The sequence below is a fragment of the Novilysobacter viscosus genome, assembly GCF_046600715.1.
Classification (GTDB): Bacteria; Pseudomonadota; Gammaproteobacteria; order Xanthomonadales; family Xanthomonadaceae; genus Lysobacter_C; species Lysobacter_C viscosus.
In genome coordinates, this window is sequence record NZ_JBJMAV010000005.1 from 64,098 (window position 1) to 85,635 (window position 21,538).

Genomic DNA, 21,538 nt, shown 5'->3' on the forward strand with positions numbered 1-21,538 from the left:
GCCGGGGCTACACTGCGGCGATGGACATCCGCCCCGCAACGACCCTGATCCTCCCCGCCCTGCTGGCCCTTTCGCTTGCCGCCTGCGGCAACAAGGGGCCGCTGGTGCAGGCCACCGACGTCCCGCTCGACCCGGAACGTGCCCCGGTTACCGCGACCGGCGGCCTGCTCCCGGAGCTCGCCCCGGCCCAGGCCGACACCGACACCAGCGACGAAGTGGTCGAGGACGGCCTGCTGGTGGACGAGGCCGAGGCGACCGGCGACACCGCCGAGCCACCGGTCGACGACACACCACCGGGTAGCGCCGACGACGACGGGAATGGCTGACCGGGCCACCGCGCCCGGCTCGACCCCGCTGCGTTTCAGCAAGATGCATGGCGCGGGCAACGACTTCGTCGTGCTCGACCTGCGCGGCGGCCGCGCGCCGCCCACCCGGGCGTTGTGCCGGGCGTTGGCCGATCGCCACGCCGGCGTGGGGTGCGACCAGATACTCACCATCGAGGACGCGCCGGACACGGGCGCCGTCGCTACGTACCGCATCTGGAACAGCGACGGCAGTGCCGCCACGCAGTGCGGCAACGGCGCGCGTTGCGTCGCGGCGTGGCTGGTACGCGATGGCGCTGCCGGCGAGGGCGGCTTCGCCCTGGCCAGCCCCTCCGGTCGCCATGACGCGCAGCCCCTGGGGGACGGCCGCTATCGCATCGCGATGGGCGTGCCGGCGTTCGAACCGGCGCGCATCCCGTTGGCGGGGTTCGAGCAAGCCGATACCTACACGCTGCAGGCCGACGGCGGCACCGTCGCGTTCGGCGCGGTGTCGATGGGCAACCCGCACGCGGTGATCGAAGTGGCGGACGTGGATACCGCGCCGGTGGCGGCGCTGGGCCGTTGGCTGCAGGCGCAGCCGGCGTTCCCGGATTCGGCCAACGTCGGCTTTGCGCAGGTGGTGGGCGGCGATCGCATCCGCCTGCGCGTGTTCGAGCGCGGCGTCGGCGAGACCCTGGCCTGCGGCAGCGGCGCCTGCGCGGCGGCGGCGGTGCTGGTGCGCCGGGGGCGCATCGGACGTCGCGCGACCGTGGCGCTGCCCGGTGGCGAGCTGGAGATCGACTGGCCCGACGATGCCGCGGGCATCACCATGGCCGGGCCGGCGGCATTCGTATTCGAAGGAGAGTGGTTGGCATGAGCGAAACACGCGAATCGCTGGGCGCGCACGAAGTGGCGGCCTGGCTGCGGCGGCACCCGAAATTCCTGCAGCAGTTCCCCGACCTGGCGTTCACCCTGGTGGTGCCGCGCGACGAAGGTCCGGCGGCGTCGCTGGCCAGCTACCAGCTTGAAGTGCTGCGCGACAAGAACCGCGAACTCACCCGCCGCCTGCACGAGCTGTTCGGCAACGCGCAGGAGAACGAGCGGCTCGCCGTGCGGACCCACCAGCTCACCCTGGTGCTGATGCGCCAGCCCACGGCGGCCGACGTGGTGCGGGCGATGGCCGCCACGCTGGCGGAGGACTTCAATGGCGACCTGGTGCGGATCGTGCTGTTCGAGCCCATCGACGGCCTGGAGGCGGCCGACTGGCTGCAGGTGGTCGACGCCGCCGACGCGCGGCTGGCGCCGTTTGCCGACTGCCTTGCAGAGGGCGCGCCGCTGTGCGGGCGCCTGCAGCCTGCCAAGCAGGACGTGCTGTATGGCGACCGCGCCGGTGACGTGCAGTCCACCGCGCTGCTGCCGCTGCCCGGCCTGGGCCTGGTGGCGGTCGGCAGTGGCGATGCCAACCGCTTCTTCCCCGGCATGGGCACGCTGTTCCTGCGGATGATGGGCGAGGCGTTCGCCGCGGCGCTGGCGCGCGGGGCGCGCTGAGGCCGGTGGCGCGGCGGCCAGCCCTCCAGTGAACGTGGTCGACCGGTTCCTCTCGCACCTGGCCGTCGAGCGACGGGTATCGCCGCACACGCTTGCCGCCTACCGGCGTGACCTGGACGCGTTGTCGCACTGGGCCGCCGGCAACGCGGGCGCGCTCGAGGGCTTGCAGGCCGAACAACTGCGGGCCTTCGTGGCCGCTGAACACCGACGCGGGCTGTCGCCCAAGAGCCTTCAACGGCGGTTGTCCGCGTGCCGGAGCTTCTATGCCTGGCTGCTCCGCAACGGCCGCATCGCGGCCAGCCCGGCGGCCGCGATCCGCGCGCCGAAGGCGCCGCGCAAGTTGCCGCAGGTGCTGGACCCGGACGAGGCCAAGGCGCTGGTCGAAGTGCCCACCGATGCGCCCCTGGGGGTGCGCGATCGCGCGTTGCTGGAGCTGTTCTATTCGTCCGGCCTGCGCCTGTCGGAGCTGTGCGGCCTGCACTGGCGCGACCTGCATCTGGGCGAGGGGCTGGTCCACGTGCTGGGCAAGGGCGGCAAGCAGCGCATCGTGCCGCTGGGGTCGCATGCCATCAAGGCGCTGGAGCACTGGAAGCGCGAATCCGGCGGCAGCGCGGACACGCCGGTGTTCCCCGGGCGAAACGGGACGATCACGCCGCGCGCGGTGCAACTGCGGTTGCGCGTGCTGGCCCAGCGCCAGGGGCTGTTCAAGCGGGTGCACCCCCACCTGCTGCGGCATTCCTTCGCCAGCCATATCCTCGAGTCCTCCGGCGACCTGCGCGGCGTGCAGGAGCTGCTCGGCCACGCCGACATCGCCACCACCCAGATCTACACGCACCTGGACTACCAGCACCTGTCGCGGGTGTACGACGCCGCGCACCCGCGTGCCAAGCGCAAGCCGTAGCTCCCGTCGGCGTTCCTGTAGAAGCGACGTGAGTCGCGACCGCGGGGTGCCGGACCGGATCGCGACTCACGTCGCTCCTACAACCGCTGGCACGTGAACCCTTGCGCGACCCGGCGACGGCCCCCATCCAAGGGGCTCGACCCACGGAGGCCGCATGGACCCCAGCCACAACCCCACCCGCTTCCACGCCACCACCATCGTCTCGGTGCGGCGCGACGGCCGCGTCGCGGTCGCCGGCGACGGCCAGGTCACCCTCGGCAACACGGTGATGAAGGGCAATGCCCGCAAGGTGCGCCGCCTGGGCCGCGACAACCAGGTGATCGCGGGCTTCGCCGGTGCCGCGGCCGATGCGTTCACCCTGTTCGAGCTGTTCGAAGCCAAGCTCGAGAAGCACGGCCAGCTGACCCGCGCCGCGGTGGAGATGGCCAAGGACTGGCGCACCGAGCGCCGCCTCGGGAAGCTCGAGGCGCTGCTCGCCGTCGCCGACCGCGAGACGTCGCTGGTGATCAGCGGCACCGGCGACGTGATCGAGCCCGAGGACGGCATCATCGCGATCGGTTCGGGCGGCATGTACGCGCTGTCGGCCGCGCGCGCGCTGATGGCCCACACCCCGCTCGACGCCCGCACGATCGCCACCGAGGCGATCAACATCGCCGGCGACGTGTGCATCTACACCAACCGCAACGTGGTCGTCGAAGAACTGTAAGGACGGCCCCGGCCGCGACCGGATGCCCGGTCGCCCGAACCCGCTCCCGATCGCGGCTGAAGCCGCTCCCACAAGACCTCCCAAGACATGCCCAATACCCCCGATACGTCAAACGCCACCATGACCCCGCGCGAGATCGTGCAGGCGCTCGACCGCCACATCATCGGCCAGTCCGACGCCAAGCGCGCGGTGGCCATCGCATTGCGAAACCGCTGGCGCCGAAGCCGGCTGGACGATGACCTGCGCAACGAGGTCATGCCCAAGAACATCCTGATGATCGGCCCCACAGGCGTGGGCAAGACCGAGATCGCGCGGCGGCTGGCGACCCTGGCCAATGCGCCGTTCGTGAAAGGGGAGGCGACGCGCTTCACCGAGGTCGGCTACGTCGGCAAGGACGTCGAGCAGATCATCCGCGACCTGGCCGACACCGCGGTCAAGCTCTACCGCGAGCAGGCCAAGGCGCGCGTGCGGACCCGCGCCGAGGAACGCGCCGAGGACCGCATCCTGGATGCACTGCTGCCCAGCCGCGAGAAGCAGCCGGGCGGTTTCGGCTTCGGCTCGCCCGGGCAGGCGACCACCACCGTGGACATCGGCGCCGAACCCTCCGCGCAGCAGTCCGAGACCCGGCGCAAGCTGCGCCAGCAGCTGCGCAACGGTGAGCTCGACAATCGCCAGATCGAGATCGATGCCGCCGTGTCCGTGGCCAACGTCGACATCATGGCCCCCCCCGGCATGGAGGAGATGGGCCAGCAGCTGCGCCAGATGTTCTCCCAGATCGGCGGCGGCAAGACCCAGAGGAAGTCGCTGGCGATCCGCGCCGCACGCACGCTGCTGATCGAGGAGGAGGCCGGCAAGCTGGTCAACGAGGACGAGGTGCGGGAGGCGGCGATCGAGGCCTGCGAGCAGCACGGCATCGTCTTCATCGACGAGATCGACAAGGTCGCCAAGCGCGGCGAGAACGTCGGCGGTGGCGATGTCTCGCGCGAAGGCGTGCAGCGCGACCTGCTGCCGCTGGTGGAAGGTTCCACCGTCAGCACCAAGTACGGGTCGATCAGGACCGACCACATCCTGTTCATCGCCTCGGGCGCGTTCCACCTGGCCAAGCCGTCGGACCTGATCCCGGAACTCCAGGGCCGCTTCCCGATCCGGGTCGAGCTGGGCGCGCTGAGCAAGGACGACTTCGTGCGCATCCTCACCGAGCCCAAGGCCGCGCTGACGCTGCAGTACGTGGAGCTGATGAAGACCGAAGGCGTGTCGCTGGCCTTCACCGACGATGCCGTGGATCGGCTGGCCGAGATCGCCGCCACCGTCAACGAACGCCAGGAGAACATCGGTGCCCGCCGGCTGCACACCGTGCTCGAGCGGCTGCTCGACACGCTCAGCTTCGAGGCGCCCGACCGCGACGGCCAGCAGGTCACCATCGACCGCGCCTACGTCGAGGAGCACCTGGGCGAGCTGGTCAAGGACCCGGACCTGAGCCGCTACATCCTCTGACCCATTGGCGGCCCTGTCCCCCGGCCCTGATCCCGCACTGCCGATCCGCCACCGCGCCTTCCTCCACCCGAAGCGCGACGTCCCGCCTCCGCCCTGCTAGCGTGTGCGGCGCATTCAGGGGGCAGGTGGGCGCGTGCAGCAGATCGGGACGGTCCTGGTAGTCGGCGCCGGCGGGTTCATCGGCGGGTTCATCGTTTCGGCGTTGCGGGCGGCCGGGTACCGGGTGCTCGAGGGCAAGCGTCCGGGCTCGCTGCCGCCCGGGCCCGACGGACGCGAGTGCGACGTTGCACGCATGTGCCAGCCCGCGCACTGGGCGCACGCGCTCCAGGGCGCGGACGCGGTGGTGAACGCGGCCGGCATCCTGCGCGAATCGCCTGGCAACACCTTCCAGCAGGTGCACCACGACGGCCCGCTCGCGCTGGCCCGGGCGTGCGTCGCCGCCGGGGTCGGGCGTTTCGTGCAGATCTCCGCGCTGGGCGACCCGCGCGACGGCGGGTTCATCGCCTCCAAGCACCGTTTCGACGAGGCGCTCTCCCGGCTGCCGCTGGAGGCGGTCGTCTTCCGCCCTTCGGTGGTGTACGCCGTGGCCGGCAGCTACGGCGGCACCTCGCTGCTGCGGGCGCTTGCCGCGGCACCCGGCGCGCAGTGGCTGCCGGGCAGGGGCGAATGGCAGCTGCAGCCGCTGGCCGCGGAAGACCTGGGCGTGCTGGTCGTGCGCGCCCTGCAGGCGGGGAGCGGTGTGTTCGACGTCGCCGGTCCGCAGGCCATGTCGCTTGCCGAGTACCAGCAGCACTGGCGATCGTGGCTGCGGGTTCCCGGTCGCGCCGTCATCCGCGTGCCCGAGGCCCTCGTCGGGGGGGCGGTGGCCGTGATGGACGCGGTGGGAGCCGGTCCGATGGGCCGCACCATGTGGCGGATGCTCCGGCGCGGCAACGTCGCCGCCCCCGACGCCCATGCCCGCTTGGCCTCGGTCTTCGGCACCGCGCCGCGCGCGCTGGCCGACGTACTGGCCGCGCGGCCGAGCCAGGTACAGGACCGCTGGCACGCGCAACTCCACCTGCTGGGCCCGCTGCTGCGCGCCGCGCTGGTCGTCCTGTGGCTGCTGTCGGCCTGGGCCGGCTTCGCCACGCCCGCGGCGCGGATCGAAGCGCTCGCTGGTGACGGCGTTCTGGCGGCGCTGGAACCGGTGCTGCTGGCACGCGCGGGGGGCGTGGTCGACCTGCTGCTGGCGCTGTGGCTGGCCAGTGGTTGGCGGCCCCGCGCGGCGCTGGCGGTGATGCTGCTGGCGGTGGTTGCCTACACGCTGGTGTTCGGCCTGCTGCTTCCGGCCAGCTGGCTCGATCCACTCGGCGGGCTGGCCAAGAACCTGGTGGTGATCCCGGCGGTGGCCGTTGCATGGGTCCTGGCGGACAGGCGATAGCGGCGATGACCTACCTCGTCGTGAAATGGGTCCACATCCTTGCCTCGACGCTCCTGTTCGGGACCGGACTGGGCATCGCCTTCTTCATGTGGACCGCCCATCGGCGCGGCGACGTCGCCCACATCGCGGCCACGGCGCGGACGGTGGTGCTGGCCGATGCGTGTTTCACCGCGCCCGCGGTCGCAGTGCAACTGGCGACGGGGCTGTGGATGGCCAGCCGGCTGGGCAATCCCTACCAGTGGTACTGGCTGCAGGTGGCGCTGGCGCTGTTCTTCCTGGTGGGCGCGTGCTGGCTGCCGGTGCTGTACCTGCAGGTGCGGGCGCGCAACCTGGCGGTTGAAGCGGCACGCGCGTCCCGCCCGCTGCCGGCGGCATACCACCGGGTGATGCGCTGGTGGTTCTGGCTGGGCTGGCCGGCGTTCCTGGCGGTGGTCTGGATCTTCTGGCTGATGGTGGCCAAGCCCACCTGACCGGCGCGATCAGTCCTCGCCGATGTCTTCGTTCCAGACCTCGGGATTGGCGGCGATCCAGTCGCCCAGCAGGTCGATGCAGCGCGTGTCGTTGAGGTCGATGACCTCCACCCCGCTGTCGCGCAGCCAGTCGATGCCACCCCGGAAGTTGAACGATTCGCCGACCACTACGGTACCGATGTTGAACTGGCGCACCAGCCCGCTGCAGTACCAGCACGGCGCCAGCGTGGTGACCATGATGGTGTCGCGGTACCGGCGCTGGCGGCCGGCCTTGCGGAACGCGTCGGTTTCGCCGTGCACCGAGGGGTCGTTTTCCTGCACGCGGCGGTTGTGTCCGCAGCCCAGCAGCCGTCCGTCGGCGTGGTATAGCGCCGCGCCGATCGGGATGCCGCCCTCGGCCAGGCCGGTGCGGGCTTCTTCGAGGGCGGTCTCCAGCAGGGCGCGGTAGTCGGGCGTTTCAATCATGTCGGGACTCGTTTGGAAGGGTGTGTCGAGCACATGCTCGCCTAGCATGCTGATGGTGCAACGCACAACTGCCGGGAGTCAGTGGATGTTAAGTTCCGGGGCGGCGCGACTCACGTGTCGAGCGCCGCGATCCAATTCCAATCTCGGGGAAAACTTCAAAAAATGAAGCACAAGGCAATCGTACTGGCGCTGGGCGCCGCTATCGTCATGGTCACTGGCGCCGCGATGGCTGCCCAGCCGGACGCGAACCGCGTGATCGTGAAGTTCAAGGCAGGCAAGGCCGCGAGCGTAGAAGCCGCGGTGCGCGGCGCCGGCGGCAACATCCACCGTCGCCTGGACAAGCAACGCGCGATCGCGGTGACCCTGCCGCCACAGGCACTGCAGGGCCTGCGCAACCGCGCCGACGTCGAGTACATCGAGCCCGACGCGCCGCGCTACCCGAGCGGGCAGGTCACGCCCTACGGTATCAACAGCGTGCAGGCCCCGGAAACCTGGGCGGTCGGTGCCGATGGCACCGGCATCAAGGTCTGCGTGATCGACTCGGGGATCAACGCGAACCACGAGGATTTCGCCGGCGTCTCCATGTCCGGCTACGCCAGCGCCGGCCAGAACTGGAACACCGACAGCTGCGGGCACGGCACCCACGTTGCCGGCTCCATCGCCGCGGTCAACAACAATTCCGGCGTGGTCGGCGTCAGCCCGGGCAAGGTCTCGCTGCACATCGTCAAGGTGTTCGACGGCGCGAGCTGCGGCTGGAGCTATGCCTCGACCCTGGTCGACGCGGCCAACCGCTGCGAGGCAGCGGGTGCCAAGGTGATCAACATGAGCCTGGGCGGCGGCGGTGCCAGCACCACCGAGCGCAATGCCTTCGACTCCCTCAACAGCCAGGGCGTGCTCAGCATCGCCGCGGCCGGCAACGACGGCAATTCCACGCTCAGCTACCCGGCCTCGTATGACTCGGTCGTTTCGGTGGCGGCAATCGACAGCAACAACGCCGTCGCCAGCTTCTCGCAGTACAACAACCAGGTCGAGATCGCCGCGCCCGGCGTTGGCGTGCTCAGCACCTACCCGTCGCGTGATGCGGCCATGTCGGTGGGTGGCGCGAGCTTCATCGTCTCCGCGCTGGAGGGCAGCGTGCAGTCGACCGCCAGTGGCGCGATGGCCAGCGGTGGGCGGTGCACCAGCGCGGGAAGCTGGGCGGGCAAGGTGGTGCTGTGCGAACGCGGCGACATCAGCTTCGCCGACAAGGTCGCCAACGTGACCGCCGGTGGCGGCGTCGCCGCAGTGGTCTACAACAACGTGCCGGGCGGCTTTTCCGGCACGCTGGGCGGCGCCTCGAGCATCCCGGGCATCAGCATGAGCCAGGAAGACGGCCAGGCCCTGGTGGCGGGCTCGCTCGGACAAAGCGCGAACGTAAGCACCATTGCCGAAACCAACACCAGCGGCTACGCCTACCTGGACGGCACGTCGATGGCGTCGCCGCACGTGGCTGGCGCCGCGGCGATCATCTGGAGCGCGGACCCGAGCGCGACCAACCAGCAGGTCCGGGACGCGATGAACGCCACCGCGCTTGACCTGGGTACGGCCGGCCGCGACAACTACTACGGCAACGGCCTGGTGCAGACCTTCGATGCCACCGAAGCGCTGCTGGGTGGCGGTGGCGGTACCGACCCGGGTCCGGGCCCCGATCCGGTTGGCGCCCCGGCCGGGCTCACCGCCTACAACTACGGCAAGTCCAAGGGCACCACCCAGGTCGGGCTGGCCTGGAGCGGCGGCGCGGTCACCGTGGACGTGCTCCGCGATGGCAGCAAGATCGCCTCGGCAATCAGCAACGCCGGCAGCTACACCGATGGCCTCAAGGGCAGGGGCACCGCGACCTACCGGGTGTGCAATGCCGGCACGTCCGAATGCTCGGCTACCGCATCGGTCAATTACTGAGCAACACCGCTAGCCATTGAACCAGCAGGGCCCGCGTTGCGGGCCCTGCTTTTTTTTTGGACGGCGCGACGGGTCGTGGCGCGCCATGAAGGGTGGAAGCGCTAGTTTCCTGGCTACGGCCCGGGTTCGACCATGGCCACCGCGCGCGCCGCGCGATCTCGAAACGCTCCTGCGCCGACGGCAGCCCGGCCGCGAAGCTCGCATGGGTTCATTGGCCTCCAGCTAATCCGCGCGCACCCGCCACGCCTCGGCCAGTGAAATCGCACCGGAGCGCGCGAGGCGCACCGCCGCCTGCGTCAACGGCACCATCCCCTCCTCGATGGCCGCCGCGTGGATCCGGTCGGCCTCGGCACCGGGCACCACCAATGCCTGCAGGCGTGGCGTCATGACCATCAGCTCGTACACCGCCTGGCGCTTGTAAACGCCCAGTCCGTCGCAGCGGCTGCAGCCGGGGCCGATATGGAAGACTTCCTCCGCGCCGACGCCGAGCACCTCGCGCGCGTGTGCGTCGACCGGCTCGACCTGGCGGCAATGCGTGCAGGTCAGCCGCACCAGCCGCTGCGACATCACCGCCAGCAGCGAGGCGCGCAGCAGGTAGGCCTCCACCCCCAGGTCGAGCAGCCGGGTCACCGTGGTCGCGGCGGTGTTGGTATGCAGCGTGCTCAGCATGAGGTGGCCGGTCAGCGCGCTTTCGACCGCGATGTCGGCCGTCTCCCGGTCGCGGATCTCGCCGACCATGATCACGTCGGGGTCGTGGCGCAGGAAATTGCGCATCGCCGTGGCGAAGGTGAAACCGGCAGCGCGGTTCACCTGCATCTGCTGGATATCCTCGATGTGGAACTCGACCGGGTCCTCGATCGTGAGCACGTTGATGCGCTGCTTGCGCAACTCCATCAGCATCGCGTACAGCGTGGTCGACTTGCCGCACCCGGTCGGGCCGGTGGTCAGGAACATGCCATGGCTGCGCTGCATGACGTCATCGACGCGCTGGCGGTCTTCGGGCGTCAGGCCCAGCTGGTCCAGGCTCCAGAGACTCTCGTTGGTGTCCAGCAGGCGCACCACCACGCTCTCGCCGAACACCGCCGGCAGGACCGAGATACGCAGGTCGACCTTGCGCCCGTCCTCCAGCACGAACGTCGTGCGGCCATCCTGCGGGCGCCGGTGCTCGGCCAGGTTCATCGCCCCGAGCACCTTGATGCGCGAGACCACCGGGGTGTGCAGCGCCTTGATCAGGTGGCGCACGGGCACCATCTCGTCGTCGATCCGGTAGAGCACGTCGGTGCCGTTCTCGCCGGGTCGCAGGTGGATGTCCGAGGCACGCCGCGCCACCGCCCCGGCGATCAATCCACTGACGATGCGCACCACCGGCTTCCGGCGGGCCAAACGCTGGGCGCTTTCCTCGCTGACGTCGTCACCAGCCGTGGCCAGGTCCATGCCCAGCTGGCGGACGACATCCAGGTCCTCGGCGCGGTCATAGTGGCGGGAAATGGCCTCGCGGATGTCGCGTGCGGTGGCGACCAGCGGGATGATCCGCTCCCGGCTCAGGAAGTCGAGCATCGCCTGGACGTTGGCAGCCCCGGGATGCTCCAGGGCGACCGCGACCATGCCCTGGCGCGTGCGCAGGGCCACCGCGCGCAGTGCCCGCGCCACCTCCGGCGCGATCAGCGCCAGGGCGGCGGGATCGGGGTTCAGGCCCCCCAGTCGCACCAGCGGCAACCCTAGCCGTTGCGCGGTGGCGTAGCTGTCTTCGTCGGCATCGTCGCCCAGCGCCTTCCACGCTGCCAGGTCCAGGCCCCTGGCCTCACCGCGGGACGCGAACATCTGCCGTGGATACGTGGCGAGGTACTCGTCGAGTTCCGAGTCGTCGCGGATCACCGACGGAGGCGAGAACGGAGTGCTGGCGGCCATGGTCTTCCCCGGGCGATGCCCGATTATTCGTCCGGAAAGGCGACTGGCGCTTGATTCGGGTCAATCCCTGCACTCGGCGGTGGACGTATCGGACTGACGCCGCGGCCGGCATCGACGCCGTCGATGCGATACTCCCCCCATGACCGACCAAGACCCGCGCGCCGGCGAGCCCGGCACCACCCACTTCGGTTTCCGCGACGTGCCCACCGGCGAGAAGCAGAAGCTGGTCGGCCAGGTGTTCACCTCGGTCGCGCGCAACTACGACCTGATGAACGACCTCATGTCGCTGGGCGTGCACCGGGCCTGGAAGCGCTACTTCACGGGTACCGCGCAGGTGCGCCGGGGCGACAGCGTGCTCGACCTGGCCGGCGGCACCGGCGACGTCGCGCGCCTGCTCGCCGATCGCGTCGGCGACGCCGGGCGGATCGTGCTGGGCGACATCAACGGCGACATGCTGCGGGTGGGACGCGACCGGATGGTCGACGGCGGTCGCGTGGCCGGGTTCGAGTACGTGCAGTGCAACGCCGAGGCATTGCCGTTCCCGGATGCCAGTTTCGACCTGGTCACCATCGCCTTCGGCCTGCGCAACGTCACCGACAAGGATGCCGCGCTGCGCGAGATGCTCCGCGTGCTCAAGGTGGGCGGGCAGGCGCGGGTGCTGGAGTTTTCCGAGGTGACCGCGGCGTGGTTCAAGCCCGTCTACGACTTCCATTCCTTCAGCGTGCTGCCCCGGCTGGGCAAGCTGTTCGCCAATGACGCCGACAGCTACCAGTACCTGGCCGAGAGCATCCGCAAGCACCCGCCGCAGGCCGAGCTGCGCGGGATGATGGAAGAAGCCGGCTTCGCGCGCTGCGACTACCGCAACCTGTCGGCGGGCATCGTCGCCATCCATACCGGCTACAAGGCCTGACCCGGGCCGGCGCGCGGGCCGGTCATTGCCGCCACCCCCATCCGCCCTCCACCGGGGGTCCGCTACACTCGGCCGCTCACTCGAAACCGTGGGCTCCACATGCGTTCATCGATCCTGACCCTGTGCCTGGCCGGCGCCACCGTGCTCGCCGGCTGCTCGCGCGACGCCGCGCCCGCGGCCGGCGGCGCCACCCCCACGGGAGGCGAACCGGCCGCGCAGTCCACCGCACACTTCGACCAGCACTCCTACGCCGAACCGGGCAAGGTCCGCATCGAGGACCTCGCGCTTGAACTGGCGGTGGATTTCGACAACCGCCAGCTGGGCGGCAGCGCGACCTACACGCTCGACTGGGTCGATCCGCAGGCCACGCAACTGGTGCTGGATACCCGCGACCTCACCATCGAGAAGGTGGTGGGCGAGCGCGAGGACGGCAAATGGGTCGACCTTGCGTTCGACATGGCCCAGGCGCAGCCGCCGCTGGGCAGCAAGCTGGTGATCGAAGCCCCCCAGCGCAGCGAGCGCATCCGGGTGACGTACCGCACCGCACCGGAGGCCTCCGGGCTGCAGTGGCTCACCCCGGCAATGACCGCCGGCGGCGAGCAGCCCTTCATGTTCAGCCAGTCGCAGCAGATCCACGCGCGTTCGTGGGTGCCGCTGCAGGACACCCCGCAGGTGCGCTTCACCTACACCGCGCACGTGACCAGCCCGAAGGACGTGATGGTGCTGATGAGCGCCGACAACGACCCGCAGGCCGAGCGCGACGGCGACTACACCTTCAAGATGCCGCAGCCGATTCCGTCCTACCTGCTGGCGATCGCCGCCGGTGACCTGGTGTTCGAGCCGATCGGCGAGCGCAGTGGGGTGTGGGCCGAGCCGTCCATGGTCGCCAAGGCCGCCGAGGAGTTCGCCGATACCGAGAAGATGATCGACGTGACCGAAGCGCTGTATGGACCGTACCGCTGGGAGCGCTACGACATGCTGGTGCTGCCGCCGTCATTCCCTTACGGCGGCATGGAAAACCCGCGCCTGAGCTTCATCACCCCGACCGTGATCGTGGGCGACAAGTCGCTGGTGTCGCTGATCGCGCACGAGCTCGCGCACAGCTGGTCGGGCAACCTGGTGACCTTCGCCACGGCCAACCACGGCTGGCTCAACGAGGGTGTCACCAGTTACGTCGAGGGTCGTATCGTCGAAGAGCTCTACGGCAAGGAGCGCGCCGACATGGAGACGGTCATCGCCCGCAACGCGCTTCGCGAGGGCATCGGCGAGATGTCGGACGAGGCCCAGTCGCTGGCGATCCGCCCGGGCGTGGAGCCGGCGGTCGACGCGCCGATGGGCGACGTGGCCTACGACAAGGGTGCGTGGTTCCTGTCGTTCCTGGAGGATCGCTTCGGCCGCGCCGAGTTCGACGCGTTCCTGCGCCAGTACTTCGACCACTTCGCCTTCCAGGGCATCGACAGCAACACCTTCATCGAATACGCCAGCGAGAACCTGCTGGCCAAGTACCCCGGCAAGGTGACCCGGGCGGAGCTGGAGCAGTGGATATACGAGCCCGGCATCCCCGAGTCCGCGCCTGAAGTCGCTTCGCCGCGGCTGGACGCGGTCGATGCCGCCCGCAAGGCCTGGCTCGACGGCGGCGAACTGCCCGCCAAGTCGGCCACCGAGGCGTGGACGACGCAGGAATGGGTGCACTTCGTCGAAGGGCTGCCTGACACGCTGTCGACCGCGCAGCTGGCCGCGCTTGATGCGGCTTACGCCTTCACCGGCACCGCCAATGGCGAAGTCGCCCAGCGCTGGTATCCGCTGGCGGTGCGCAGCGGCTACGGCGAGGCAGACGCGGCGATTGCCGTGTTCCTCAAGCGCGTGGGTCGCCGCAAGCTGATCATGCCGACGTACGAGGCGCTCGCGGCCACACCCGAAGGCCTGGCACTTGCCGAGGACGTGCTGGCCCAGGCGCGTCCTGGCTACCACCCGATCACCACCGGTTCGGTCGATGCGGTGATCGCCAAGGCCAAGGGTGACGACACCGTCGCCACGCCGGCGGACTGACCCATCAACCACCGGCAGCACTACACGCGGCCGCCTTCGGGCGGTCGCGTCGTTTCCGCGGTTGGAGCGCCCTGCAGGAGCGGCTCCAGTCGCGATCGCACCCGCGACGCGTGCTTCTACTTCATCTGTAGGAGCGACGTGAGTCGCGACCGTACCCCGCCAGACCGGCCCTGCCCAACGATCCGGTACCGACCCTGCAGGAGCGGCTTCAGCCGCGATCGCCGCCTCTGCCCGGTGCGTGCTTCGCATTCGCCTTGCTACGGCACCGCCAGACATGGCCCACGAATCTTCGGCCACCACGGATCGCGACCGACGTCGCTCCTACATGGGGGCTGCCGGCGGACGTGCCGTGCCTACACCCCGACATTCGCCCCGCCATGGACAATGGCGCACCCCTCCGCCGAGGAAACGCCATGAACAGATCCGCCATTCCCCTTCGCGCCGCATTGCTGGCCTCGGCAATCGCACTGGCCGCCTGCCAGCCGGCCACCGACCCCGCGCAGGCCGAAGCCGCCCGCATCCAGGCGGCAGAAGCCGACGCCGATGCGATGGCCGACCAGTTCGAGGCCGCCTTCGCTGAAAAGAACTGGGCAATGGCGCGCGCCCATGGCGACGTGCTGCTGGCCGAGCACCCCGGCAGCGCGGCCGCCGATCGCATCCGCGAGCGCCACCAGCAAGCGACCGCCGATGCCAAGCAGGAGCGCGAGGACCGGCGCCTGCAGTCACTGTGGATCTACCAGACCCAGCCGGTCGACGGCGGCGAGCAGCGCTCGGCGGCGATCTATGCCAGGGACCGGGTGGACGTGGACGGCAGCGGCGAGCGACCGGTGCGCCTGATCTTCCGCGACCACCCCGATTGGGGTCGAAGCAGTTACCTGGTGCTGGAAACCGGCGACTTCGACTGCTACGGCGGTTGCCGCGTGCAGGTCACTGTCGACGATGCGCAGCCGCGGGCGATGGCGGCCAGCCGCCCGAAGACCGACGAGGCCATCGCCATGTTCATCGACGACGAAGCGGCGCTGTGGCGCATCGCCAATGGTGCGGCGACCGTTGCCATCGAGTTCCCGGTGAAAGCCGGCGGCACGCGCACCGCCTTGTTCGAGGTGGGCGGGCTGGATTCGATGCGCATGCCGGGCTGGGAGTGAAGCGCAGGACAGGTTTAGGCCCGCTCTCCCGAAAACCCGGACATCCTTCCGCGCAGTCTCCATTGGCCGCGCTTCGTGTGGCCGCGCTTCGTGGCGTCGGCAAGTTTTTTCCTACGGCAAGGAGCGGCGGCCGCGTCGTCGATCATCGGCTACCATGCTGCCCTGGTCTGCAGGCGCATCAATGGAGGATGCCGATGAATCGAAGGAATGAAGCCACGGGTCACGCACAGCCAAGCACCAGGTACCGGCGGACGCCTTTCCACGTCGTTCGCTTCCCGGTGCTGCCCGTGGCGCTAGCGCTTTCAGCATGTTCGCAGGACCCGCTGTTGGCCGACACGGCTCCGGTCCCTGCAAACGCGCCATTGACCGACGTCCCTGCCCCAGACTCCGGGCGGCACCGTTCTCCGTCACACCCGACGGACAGTCGCCCATCCCACTGCGCCGTTGACGAGTCGGTACTGATCTCGTGCCGCATTGCCGGGACGGAGGACGTTGTCTCAATCTGCATATCCACTGAGCGCGACAAGAACGCCGGGCACTACACGTACGGTCCTGTCCCCGGACCAAAAACTGTCCTCAGTTGGTCCGATTCACAGCGTGGAACGCAGCCGATGTACAGCCAGCACCGCTGGTTTGCGGGCAATACGTCTGGCCATTCGTATTCGTTTCCGCGTGAGGGAGCAAAGCACGTCTTCTATTCGATCTATTACATGCGCCGGGAGCCGGGCGATCAAGGGATCATGTGGATTCCCGATGGCGAGCCGGAACCAAGTAGTGTTTCGCGATGCGACCCCGAAAGCTTCTTTGAAGTTGATCATGCGGCGCGAACACGGCTCACCCAAGGATGGGCTGAGGATCAGGCAATCGCGGGTGACAATTTGCCCGCGTGGGATGAGGGGCACGATTGACCCTGAAGCGCTTGGCCATGGAGGCGGCGATGTCACCACAACCAAACAATCGGAACTATCTTCTGCTGAGGGCCTATCAAGCTGGGCTTGACGATCCGAAAGAGCTGGCCGCCTTCATGGGGCAGATGGAGGTCGAATCCCGCGATTTTCGAAGCTTGGAAGAGAACCTCAACTACCGCGGTGAGCGGCTCCTTGAGATGTTCAAGGGGCGCAACGGCCTGAACACGCTTGAGCAGGCGAATGCAATCGCAGTGGCTGGGCCTGTCGCAGTCGCCAATGCCATTTACGGGGGTGAATGGGGGCGCACGGGCACCTCCGGCAATACCGAACCCGGCGATGGTTGGCGATTCCATGGCCGCGGGTACATACAGCTGACCGGTCGCTACAACTACACCAGGGACGGCCATGAGCTCGGCCTGGACCTGGTTGACAATCCCGACTTGGCTGCCGACCGCTCAATCGCGGCGGACATCGCCATCCATTACTGGCAGAGTCGTGTCGTACCGCGTGGCCACCAACTGGATGTCCGTGCCGCCACACGCGACATCAATGGTGGCTACAACCACTTGCCCGAGCGCATGGCGGCGGTGGCGCGATGGGAGCGACGACTCACGCCTGAGGTCATGGAGCGGTTGTCGCACGAGGCGCCGAGGGTGCGTCCTGGCCACATGCACGACCACGGGCGCGGCGATCAGCCCTCCGGACACGCACCGTCGGGCCCCGGCGATCCGATACGTCGGCAGGAGTACGAGGGTCGGGTCATGCCGTTCTCACCGGTCGCGCCCATTTCGGGCGCGCCGCAACGCTCTCCTGCATCGGGCTCGCCGACCGAGGCCGGGCATCCCCACCACAACCTGCTGCTGCAAATCCGCGCCGGCGTCGCGGCTATCGACGAACGCGCCGGCAAGCCCTACGACGAGTCCAGCGAACGCGTGAGCCGCAGCCTGCTGGTGGCATGCAGGACGTTTCCCCGCGAACCAAACGCGGGGGCGTCAGCGGATGGGTATGCGATCAGACGCGTCGACCATGTATTCCTGACTGCCGACGGATCACGTGCCTTCGCCATCGAGGGCGACCTGCGCGATCCCTCCCACAGGCGGGCCAACGTGGAGATGGCGCGTGCGGTGCGTACGCCGGTCGAGGACGCGGACCGGGCGCTGACGGCGTTGGAGCGGCATGCAACGGCGCGCGATGTGAACCTGTCCATGCCGCGGGACCGGTCGGAACGCGAGACGCTCGACCACCAGGCGCACGCGCCGGGCCGGCTGTCGATCGGGTGACCGTCCTGATGTGACCGGCGCCGGCAGCAGGGGATGGGATCTCGAACGACCCGGTAATGCCGCGCCATTCCCGCGAAGGAGGGAAACCGGTGGCGTTGCCTTTGACAGCTGGAACGTCCCTGTATCCCCGCCTTCGCTGGGGTGGCGGCTTGAAATCAGGTGCGATACGACGTGCGCGGTGTCCACGGCGATGCGCGCCACGGCAGCGGGTTGAACCTGTCCTACAGCGCGTACCCGAACTGCTGCTTGAACTGTTCGGCGAACTCGCCGTAGTCGAAGCGCTGGTTCTGGGTGCCGGGGTGCTCGACCTTCAGCGCGCCCATCAGGTTGCCCATGCGGCCGATGGTCATCCAATCGTGCCCCTTCTCGATGCCGAAGATCAGGCCGGCCCGGAACGCGTCGCCGCAACCCGTCGGGTCGGTGATGCGGCGCTCGTGGGCCGGCGGGACGTCGAAGGTCTTCTCGCGGGTATGGATCTGCGAGCCGTGCGGGCCGCGGGTGGTGATGTAGGCCTTCACCCTCTGCACGATCTCGTTCTCGCTCCAGCCGGTACGTTCCTGCAGCAGGTTGGACTCGTAGTCATTGACGGTGACGTAGTCGGCCTGCTCGATGAACGCGCGCAACTCGGCGCCGTTGAACAGCGGCATCGCCTGGCCCGGGTCGAAGATGAAGGGGATGCCGGCCTCGGCGAACTCCACCGCGTTCTGCAGCATGCCGTCGCGCCCGTCCGGGCTGACGATGCCGAACGTCACGCCGGCCACGTCGCGCACGTGGTTCTCGTAGGAGCGCATCATTGCGCCCGGGTGGAAAGCGGTGATCTGGTTGTTGTCGTGGTCGGTGGTGATGAAGGCCTGCGGGGTGAACAGCTCGTCGATCACCTTGACCTGGTCCATGCGGATGCCGTGCTCTTCGAACCATTCGCGATACGGGCCGAAGTCCTGGCCGACCGTCGCCATCGGGATCGGGTCGCCGCCGAGCAGTTTCAGGTTGTAGGCGATGTTGCCCGCGCACCCGCCGAACTCGCGGCGCATGCGCGGGACCAGGAACGACACGTTGAGGATGTGCACCTTGTCCGGGAGGATGTGGTTCTTGAACTGGTCGGGGAACACCATGATGGTGTCGTAGGCCAGCGACCCGCAGATCAGTGCAGACATCGACGATTCCTGTGTGAAAGCGCGGCGCGGGTCCACCGCGCGGGCGCGTAGGGTAGCGACTGGCGGCGGCGGCGGCCAGACGACAGCCGAGCCGCGAAGCCGTGACCGGGGTCACGCTCGGGTCCTGCACTGCCGTGCGACAGCCTGACCCTGAACGCCCAAACCCGCCGCAAACCGCTGTTTTTCCTTGCTGCGGCGGGGGGGCGTTGCTAGGCTACCGGACCGCCTGCACGACCCCTTCACACGGCCGCCAACCGGCGCCGACAGGACCCCAGACCCCCGATGTTCAAGAAGTTCCGCGGCATGTTCTCCAACGACCTGTCCATCGACCTGGGCACGGCCAACACCCTCATCTATGTCCGCGGCCAGGGGATCGTGCTGAACGAGCCGTCCGTGGTCGCGGTGCGCCAGGACCGCGTGGTCGGCGGCAACCGCTCGGTCGCGGCGGTGGGCGCGGAAGCCAAGCAGATGCTCGGCCGCACGCCCGGGCACATCACCACCATCCGGCCGATGAAGGACGGCGTGATCGCCGACTTCACCTACACCGAGGAAATGCTCAAGCACTTCATCCGCAAGGTGCACAAGAGCCGGTTCATGCGGCCCAGCCCGCGGGTGCTGGTGTGCGTGCCGTGCGGCAGCACCCAGGTCGAGCGCCGCGCGATCAAGGAGTCGGCCGAGGAAGCCGGCGCCCGCGAGGTCTACCTGATCGAAGAGCCCATGGCCGCCGCGATCGGCGCCGGCATGCCGGTCACCGAGGCGCGCGGGTCGATGGTCGTGGACATCGGTGGCGGCACCACCGAGGTCGCGGTGATCGCGCTCAACGGCATCGTGTACTCGGCCAGCGTGCGCATCGGCGGCGACCGCTTCGACGAATCGATCATCGCCTACGTGCGCCGCACCTACGGCACCCTGATCGGCGAGGCGACCGCCGAGCGCATCAAGCTCGACATCGGCTGTGCGTACCCGCAGGAAGAATCGCGCAGCATCGAGGTCTCCGGCCGCAACCTCGCCGAAGGCGTGCCGAAGATGATCAGCATCAACTCCAACGAGGTGCTGGACGCGCTGCGCGAGCCGCTCAGCGGCATCGTCACCGCGGTCAAGCTGGCGCTGGAGCAGACCCCGCCCGAACTGTGCGCCGACGTGGCCGAGCGCGGCATCGTGCTCACCGGCGGCGGCGCGCTGCTGCGCGACCTGGACCGGCTGATCAGCGAGGAAACCGGCCTGCACGTGCAGGTGGCCGACGACCCGCTGACCTGCGTGGCACGCGGTGGCGGACGCGCGCTGGAACTGGTGGACATGCACGGCAACGAGTTCTTCGCGCCGGATTGAACATCCGGCGGCAGCGCGCAGTCGACCCCCGGCCAGGTCCTTTGCGGCCGACCGGCGGTTGCCGCCCGCGTTCCAGCTCCCGCTTCCGCCCTGCTGCACGCGCCTTCGCCGCCCCGGTCGCTGACCGCATCCCCGCACCTTCCGGCCCCTGATGCCTCCCTACGCCGGCCCATCCACGTCCTCGCGCTCCGGTGAAGTCGCCGACACGCTGCGACTGCTCGCGTACCTGGGGCTGGCGATCGTGCTGATCGTGCTCGACCACCGCGGCGGCTGGCTGCGCATGGCCCGCGAGCAGGCGAGCCTGGTGGTGCAGCCGATCCGCGCCGTGGCCGGATGGCCCTCGCGGATGGCCGGCATGCTCTACGAAGATGCCGGCACGCTCGCCCAGCTCACCGAGGAGAACGCGCGCCTGCGCAACCAGCTGCTGGTCGACAGCGCCCGGCTGGCACGGCTGCAGGCGGTCGCGGCCGACAACGTGCGCCTGCGCGCGCTGCTGGGCGCGAAACAGCGCGGCAACCTGGACGTGCTGCTGGCGCCGATCCTTGATGTCGACCTGGACCCGACCCGCCAGCGACTCGTGCTGGACGCCGGGCGCGGCGACGGTGTGCGCGTCGGCCAGAGCGTGATCGATTCCGGCGGCCTGGTGGGGCAGGTGATCGAGGCCAGCCCGATCCAGGCCACCGTGCTGCTGTTGACCGATCCCTCGCACGTGGTGCCGGTGGCGGTGGCCCGCAACGGCGTGCGGCTGATGGCCTACGGCAACGGCCGCAGCGACATGCTGAGCCTGACCAACATCCCGTTGTCGAGCGAGATCAAGGTCGGCGACCTGCTGGTGACGTCCGGCCTGGGATCGCGCTTCCCGGCGGGCTTCCCGGTGGGGACCGTGGCGGAACTGCGTCCCGACGACAGCCGCGCGTTCCTCAGCGGTGACGTCACTCCCGCCGCGCAGCTGGACCGGGGGCGCGACGTGCTGCTGCTGCGCAGTGCGCCCGCGGCGCCGTTGCCTTCGGCACCGCCGTTGCCGTCCGGGGCAGACACGCCGGCGCCTTCGGGAGGGCAGCCCGGCGAGGGGGCCGGCCACGAAGTGACCGGGGCGACGCTCCGGGCCGGCGACGGGGTGGGCCGATGAAGCGCTCCCGTCGCCCCTGGACCATGCCCGCCAGCGTCCTGGTCGCGCTGCTGCTGGGCCTGCTGCCGCTGCCGGAAATGCTGCAGCCGCTGCGGCCCTACTGGCTGGCCCTGGTGATGGCGTACTGGGTGCTGGAGGATCCGGACCGTTACGGCCTGGGCTTCGCGTTCCTGGTCGGCCTGGTCGGCGACCTCACTTTCGGCAGCCTGCTGGGCGAGCAGGCGCTGCGGCTGGCGGTGATGGCCTTCATCCTGCAGCGCTTCCGCGCGCGGCTGCGGTTCTTCCCGATGTCGCAGCAGGCGCTGGCCATGGGCGGCCTGCTGCTGAACGACCGCATCGTGACCACCGTCCTGCACCTGACCCTGGGGGTCGCGCCACACCCGGACCTTGCATGGGCGTCGCCGGTGCTGGGGATGCTGCTGTGGCCGCCGGTGTTCATGCTGCTGGATGCGCTCAGGCACGGCGGCGGGCGGGGGCGCTGA

Annotated in this window: 20 protein-coding genes; 17 read left to right on the forward strand and 3 right to left on the reverse strand. The window is 69.4% G+C overall.

All coding sequences use genetic code 11. The features are described from left to right. Nucleotides 1-20 precede the first annotated feature (20 nt). From lptM to ACJQWL_RS09190, 8 genes are all read left to right on the forward strand, one after another. A complete protein-coding gene (gene lptM / locus ACJQWL_RS09155; protein ID WP_330969206.1) occupies nt 21-326 on the forward strand; it encodes an LPS translocon maturation chaperone LptM in 306 nt (101 codons plus the stop codon). Continuing rightward, nucleotides 319-1,179, forward strand: a complete 861-nt coding sequence (gene dapF / locus ACJQWL_RS09160) for a diaminopimelate epimerase (protein ID WP_330969207.1) — start codon at nt 319-321, stop codon at nt 1,177-1,179. Before lptM ends, dapF begins: the two co-directional genes overlap by 8 nt. After that, nucleotides 1,176-1,850 (forward strand): DUF484 family protein, encoded by a 675-nt coding sequence (locus tag ACJQWL_RS09165; RefSeq protein WP_330969208.1) that lies wholly within the window; start codon nt 1,176-1,178, stop codon nt 1,848-1,850. The genes dapF and ACJQWL_RS09165 overlap by 4 nt, the downstream gene beginning before the upstream one ends. Nucleotides 1,851-1,878: 28 nt before the next feature. Further along, nucleotides 1,879-2,751, forward strand: coding sequence for a tyrosine recombinase XerC (xerC, locus tag ACJQWL_RS09170; RefSeq protein ID WP_330969209.1), 873 nt, complete (start codon nt 1,879-1,881; stop codon nt 2,749-2,751). 154 nt (nt 2,752-2,905) lie between these two features. After that, nucleotides 2,906-3,457, forward strand: a complete 552-nt coding sequence (hslV, locus tag ACJQWL_RS09175) for an ATP-dependent protease subunit HslV (protein WP_330969210.1) — start codon at nt 2,906-2,908, stop codon at nt 3,455-3,457. 87 nt (nt 3,458-3,544) lie between these two features. Then, nucleotides 3,545-4,951, forward strand: coding sequence for an ATP-dependent protease ATPase subunit HslU (hslU, locus tag ACJQWL_RS09180; RefSeq protein ID WP_330969211.1), 1,407 nt, complete (start codon nt 3,545-3,547; stop codon nt 4,949-4,951). A gap of 133 nt (nt 4,952-5,084) precedes the next feature. Continuing rightward, a complete protein-coding gene (locus ACJQWL_RS09185) occupies nt 5,085-6,371 on the forward strand; it encodes an SDR family oxidoreductase (RefSeq protein ID WP_330969212.1) in 1,287 nt (428 codons plus the stop codon). Nucleotides 6,372-6,376: 5 nt separating this feature from the next. Then, nucleotides 6,377-6,841: a DUF2269 family protein gene (locus ACJQWL_RS09190; RefSeq protein ID WP_330969213.1), complete on the forward strand. Its 465-nt coding sequence runs from the start codon at nt 6,377-6,379 to the stop codon at nt 6,839-6,841. Between the two features lie 9 nt (nt 6,842-6,850). Here ACJQWL_RS09190 and ACJQWL_RS09195 read toward each other — a convergent pair whose 3' ends face one another. Further along, a complete protein-coding gene (locus tag ACJQWL_RS09195) occupies nt 6,851-7,306 on the reverse strand; it encodes a nucleoside deaminase (protein ID WP_330969214.1) in 456 nt (151 codons plus the stop codon). Between the two features lie 162 nt (nt 7,307-7,468). Between ACJQWL_RS09195 and ACJQWL_RS09200 the strand changes: the two genes are divergently transcribed. After that, entirely contained in the window at nt 7,469-9,244 is a 1,776-nt protein-coding gene (locus ACJQWL_RS09200; RefSeq protein ID WP_330969215.1) for a S8 family serine peptidase, read from the forward strand. Between the two features lie 222 nt (nt 9,245-9,466). Here the strand turns inward: ACJQWL_RS09200 and ACJQWL_RS09205 are convergent, their stop codons facing one another. Continuing rightward, nucleotides 9,467-11,152: a GspE/PulE family protein gene (locus ACJQWL_RS09205; protein WP_330969216.1), complete on the reverse strand. Its 1,686-nt coding sequence runs from the start codon at nt 11,150-11,152 to the stop codon at nt 9,467-9,469. 139 nt (nt 11,153-11,291) lie between these two features. Here ACJQWL_RS09205 and ubiE point away from each other — a divergent pair, with 139 nt between their 5' ends. The 5 genes from ubiE to ACJQWL_RS09230 all read left to right on the forward strand — a co-directional run bounded on the left by ubiE (nt 11,292) and on the right by ACJQWL_RS09230 (nt 17,444). Then, nucleotides 11,292-12,062, forward strand: coding sequence for a bifunctional demethylmenaquinone methyltransferase/2-methoxy-6-polyprenyl-1,4-benzoquinol methylase UbiE (ubiE, locus tag ACJQWL_RS09210; protein ID WP_330969217.1), 771 nt, complete (start codon nt 11,292-11,294; stop codon nt 12,060-12,062). 99 nt (nt 12,063-12,161) lie between these two features. Then, nucleotides 12,162-14,111: a M1 family metallopeptidase gene (locus ACJQWL_RS09215; protein WP_411300856.1), complete on the forward strand. Its 1,950-nt coding sequence runs from the start codon at nt 12,162-12,164 to the stop codon at nt 14,109-14,111. A 413-nt stretch (nt 14,112-14,524) separates the two neighbouring features. After that, nucleotides 14,525-15,256, forward strand: a complete 732-nt coding sequence (locus ACJQWL_RS09220) for a hypothetical protein (RefSeq protein ID WP_330969788.1) — start codon at nt 14,525-14,527, stop codon at nt 15,254-15,256. Nucleotides 15,257-15,867: 611 nt separating this feature from the next. Further along, entirely contained in the window at nt 15,868-16,164 is a 297-nt protein-coding gene (locus ACJQWL_RS09225) for a hypothetical protein (protein ID WP_330969787.1), read from the forward strand. Continuing rightward, complete coding sequence (locus ACJQWL_RS09230; protein ID WP_330969786.1) at nt 16,161-17,444, forward strand: XVIPCD domain-containing protein; 1,284 nt, start codon at nt 16,161-16,163, stop codon at nt 17,442-17,444. Before ACJQWL_RS09225 ends, ACJQWL_RS09230 begins: the two co-directional genes overlap by 4 nt. Nucleotides 17,445-17,665: 221 nt before the next feature. Here the strand turns inward: ACJQWL_RS09230 and ACJQWL_RS09235 are convergent, their stop codons facing one another. Beyond that, nucleotides 17,666-18,598 (reverse strand): carbohydrate kinase family protein, encoded by a 933-nt coding sequence (locus tag ACJQWL_RS09235; RefSeq protein ID WP_330969785.1) that lies wholly within the window; start codon nt 18,596-18,598, stop codon nt 17,666-17,668. A 282-nt stretch (nt 18,599-18,880) separates the two neighbouring features. Here ACJQWL_RS09235 and ACJQWL_RS09240 point away from each other — a divergent pair, with 282 nt between their 5' ends. From ACJQWL_RS09240 to mreD, 3 genes are all read left to right on the forward strand, one after another. Then, nucleotides 18,881-19,927 (forward strand): rod shape-determining protein, encoded by a 1,047-nt coding sequence (locus ACJQWL_RS09240; protein ID WP_330969784.1) that lies wholly within the window; start codon nt 18,881-18,883, stop codon nt 19,925-19,927. Between the two features lie 151 nt (nt 19,928-20,078). Further along, the gene (gene mreC, locus ACJQWL_RS09245; RefSeq protein WP_411300857.1) at nt 20,079-21,056 is read left to right on the forward strand and encodes a rod shape-determining protein MreC; all 978 of its coding nucleotides are present in this window, start codon (nt 20,079-20,081) and stop codon (nt 21,054-21,056) included. Further along, complete coding sequence (gene mreD / locus ACJQWL_RS09250) at nt 21,053-21,538, forward strand: rod shape-determining protein MreD (protein WP_330969783.1); 486 nt, start codon at nt 21,053-21,055, stop codon at nt 21,536-21,538. The genes mreC and mreD overlap by 4 nt, the downstream gene beginning before the upstream one ends.

Coding starts and splice junctions, on each gene's coding strand:
- ACJQWL_RS09205 (WP_330969216.1), bottom strand. CDS start 11,152: ATGGCCGCCAGCACTCCGTTCTCGCCTCCGTCGGTGATCCGCGACGAC.
- hslV (WP_330969210.1), top strand. CDS start 2,906: ATGGACCCCAGCCACAACCCCACCCGCTTCCACGCCACCACCATCGTC.
- ACJQWL_RS09190 (WP_330969213.1), top strand. CDS start 6,377: ATGACCTACCTCGTCGTGAAATGGGTCCACATCCTTGCCTCGACGCTC.
- ACJQWL_RS09215 (WP_411300856.1), top strand. CDS start 12,162: ATGCGTTCATCGATCCTGACCCTGTGCCTGGCCGGCGCCACCGTGCTC.
- ACJQWL_RS09240 (WP_330969784.1), top strand. CDS start 18,881: ATGTTCAAGAAGTTCCGCGGCATGTTCTCCAACGACCTGTCCATCGAC.
- ACJQWL_RS09195 (WP_330969214.1), bottom strand. CDS start 7,306: ATGATTGAAACGCCCGACTACCGCGCCCTGCTGGAGACCGCCCTCGAA.
- ubiE (WP_330969217.1), top strand. CDS start 11,292: ATGACCGACCAAGACCCGCGCGCCGGCGAGCCCGGCACCACCCACTTC.
- dapF (WP_330969207.1), top strand. CDS start 319: ATGGCTGACCGGGCCACCGCGCCCGGCTCGACCCCGCTGCGTTTCAGC.
- lptM (WP_330969206.1), top strand. CDS start 21: ATGGACATCCGCCCCGCAACGACCCTGATCCTCCCCGCCCTGCTGGCC.
- ACJQWL_RS09220 (WP_330969788.1), top strand. CDS start 14,525: ATGAACAGATCCGCCATTCCCCTTCGCGCCGCATTGCTGGCCTCGGCA.
- ACJQWL_RS09225 (WP_330969787.1), top strand. CDS start 15,868: ATGTACAGCCAGCACCGCTGGTTTGCGGGCAATACGTCTGGCCATTCG.
- ACJQWL_RS09200 (WP_330969215.1), top strand. CDS start 7,469: ATGAAGCACAAGGCAATCGTACTGGCGCTGGGCGCCGCTATCGTCATG.
- ACJQWL_RS09235 (WP_330969785.1), bottom strand. CDS start 18,598: ATGTCTGCACTGATCTGCGGGTCGCTGGCCTACGACACCATCATGGTG.
- hslU (WP_330969211.1), top strand. CDS start 3,545: ATGCCCAATACCCCCGATACGTCAAACGCCACCATGACCCCGCGCGAG.
- mreC (WP_411300857.1), top strand. CDS start 20,079: ATGCCTCCCTACGCCGGCCCATCCACGTCCTCGCGCTCCGGTGAAGTC.
- ACJQWL_RS09165 (WP_330969208.1), top strand. CDS start 1,176: ATGAGCGAAACACGCGAATCGCTGGGCGCGCACGAAGTGGCGGCCTGG.
- mreD (WP_330969783.1), top strand. CDS start 21,053: ATGAAGCGCTCCCGTCGCCCCTGGACCATGCCCGCCAGCGTCCTGGTC.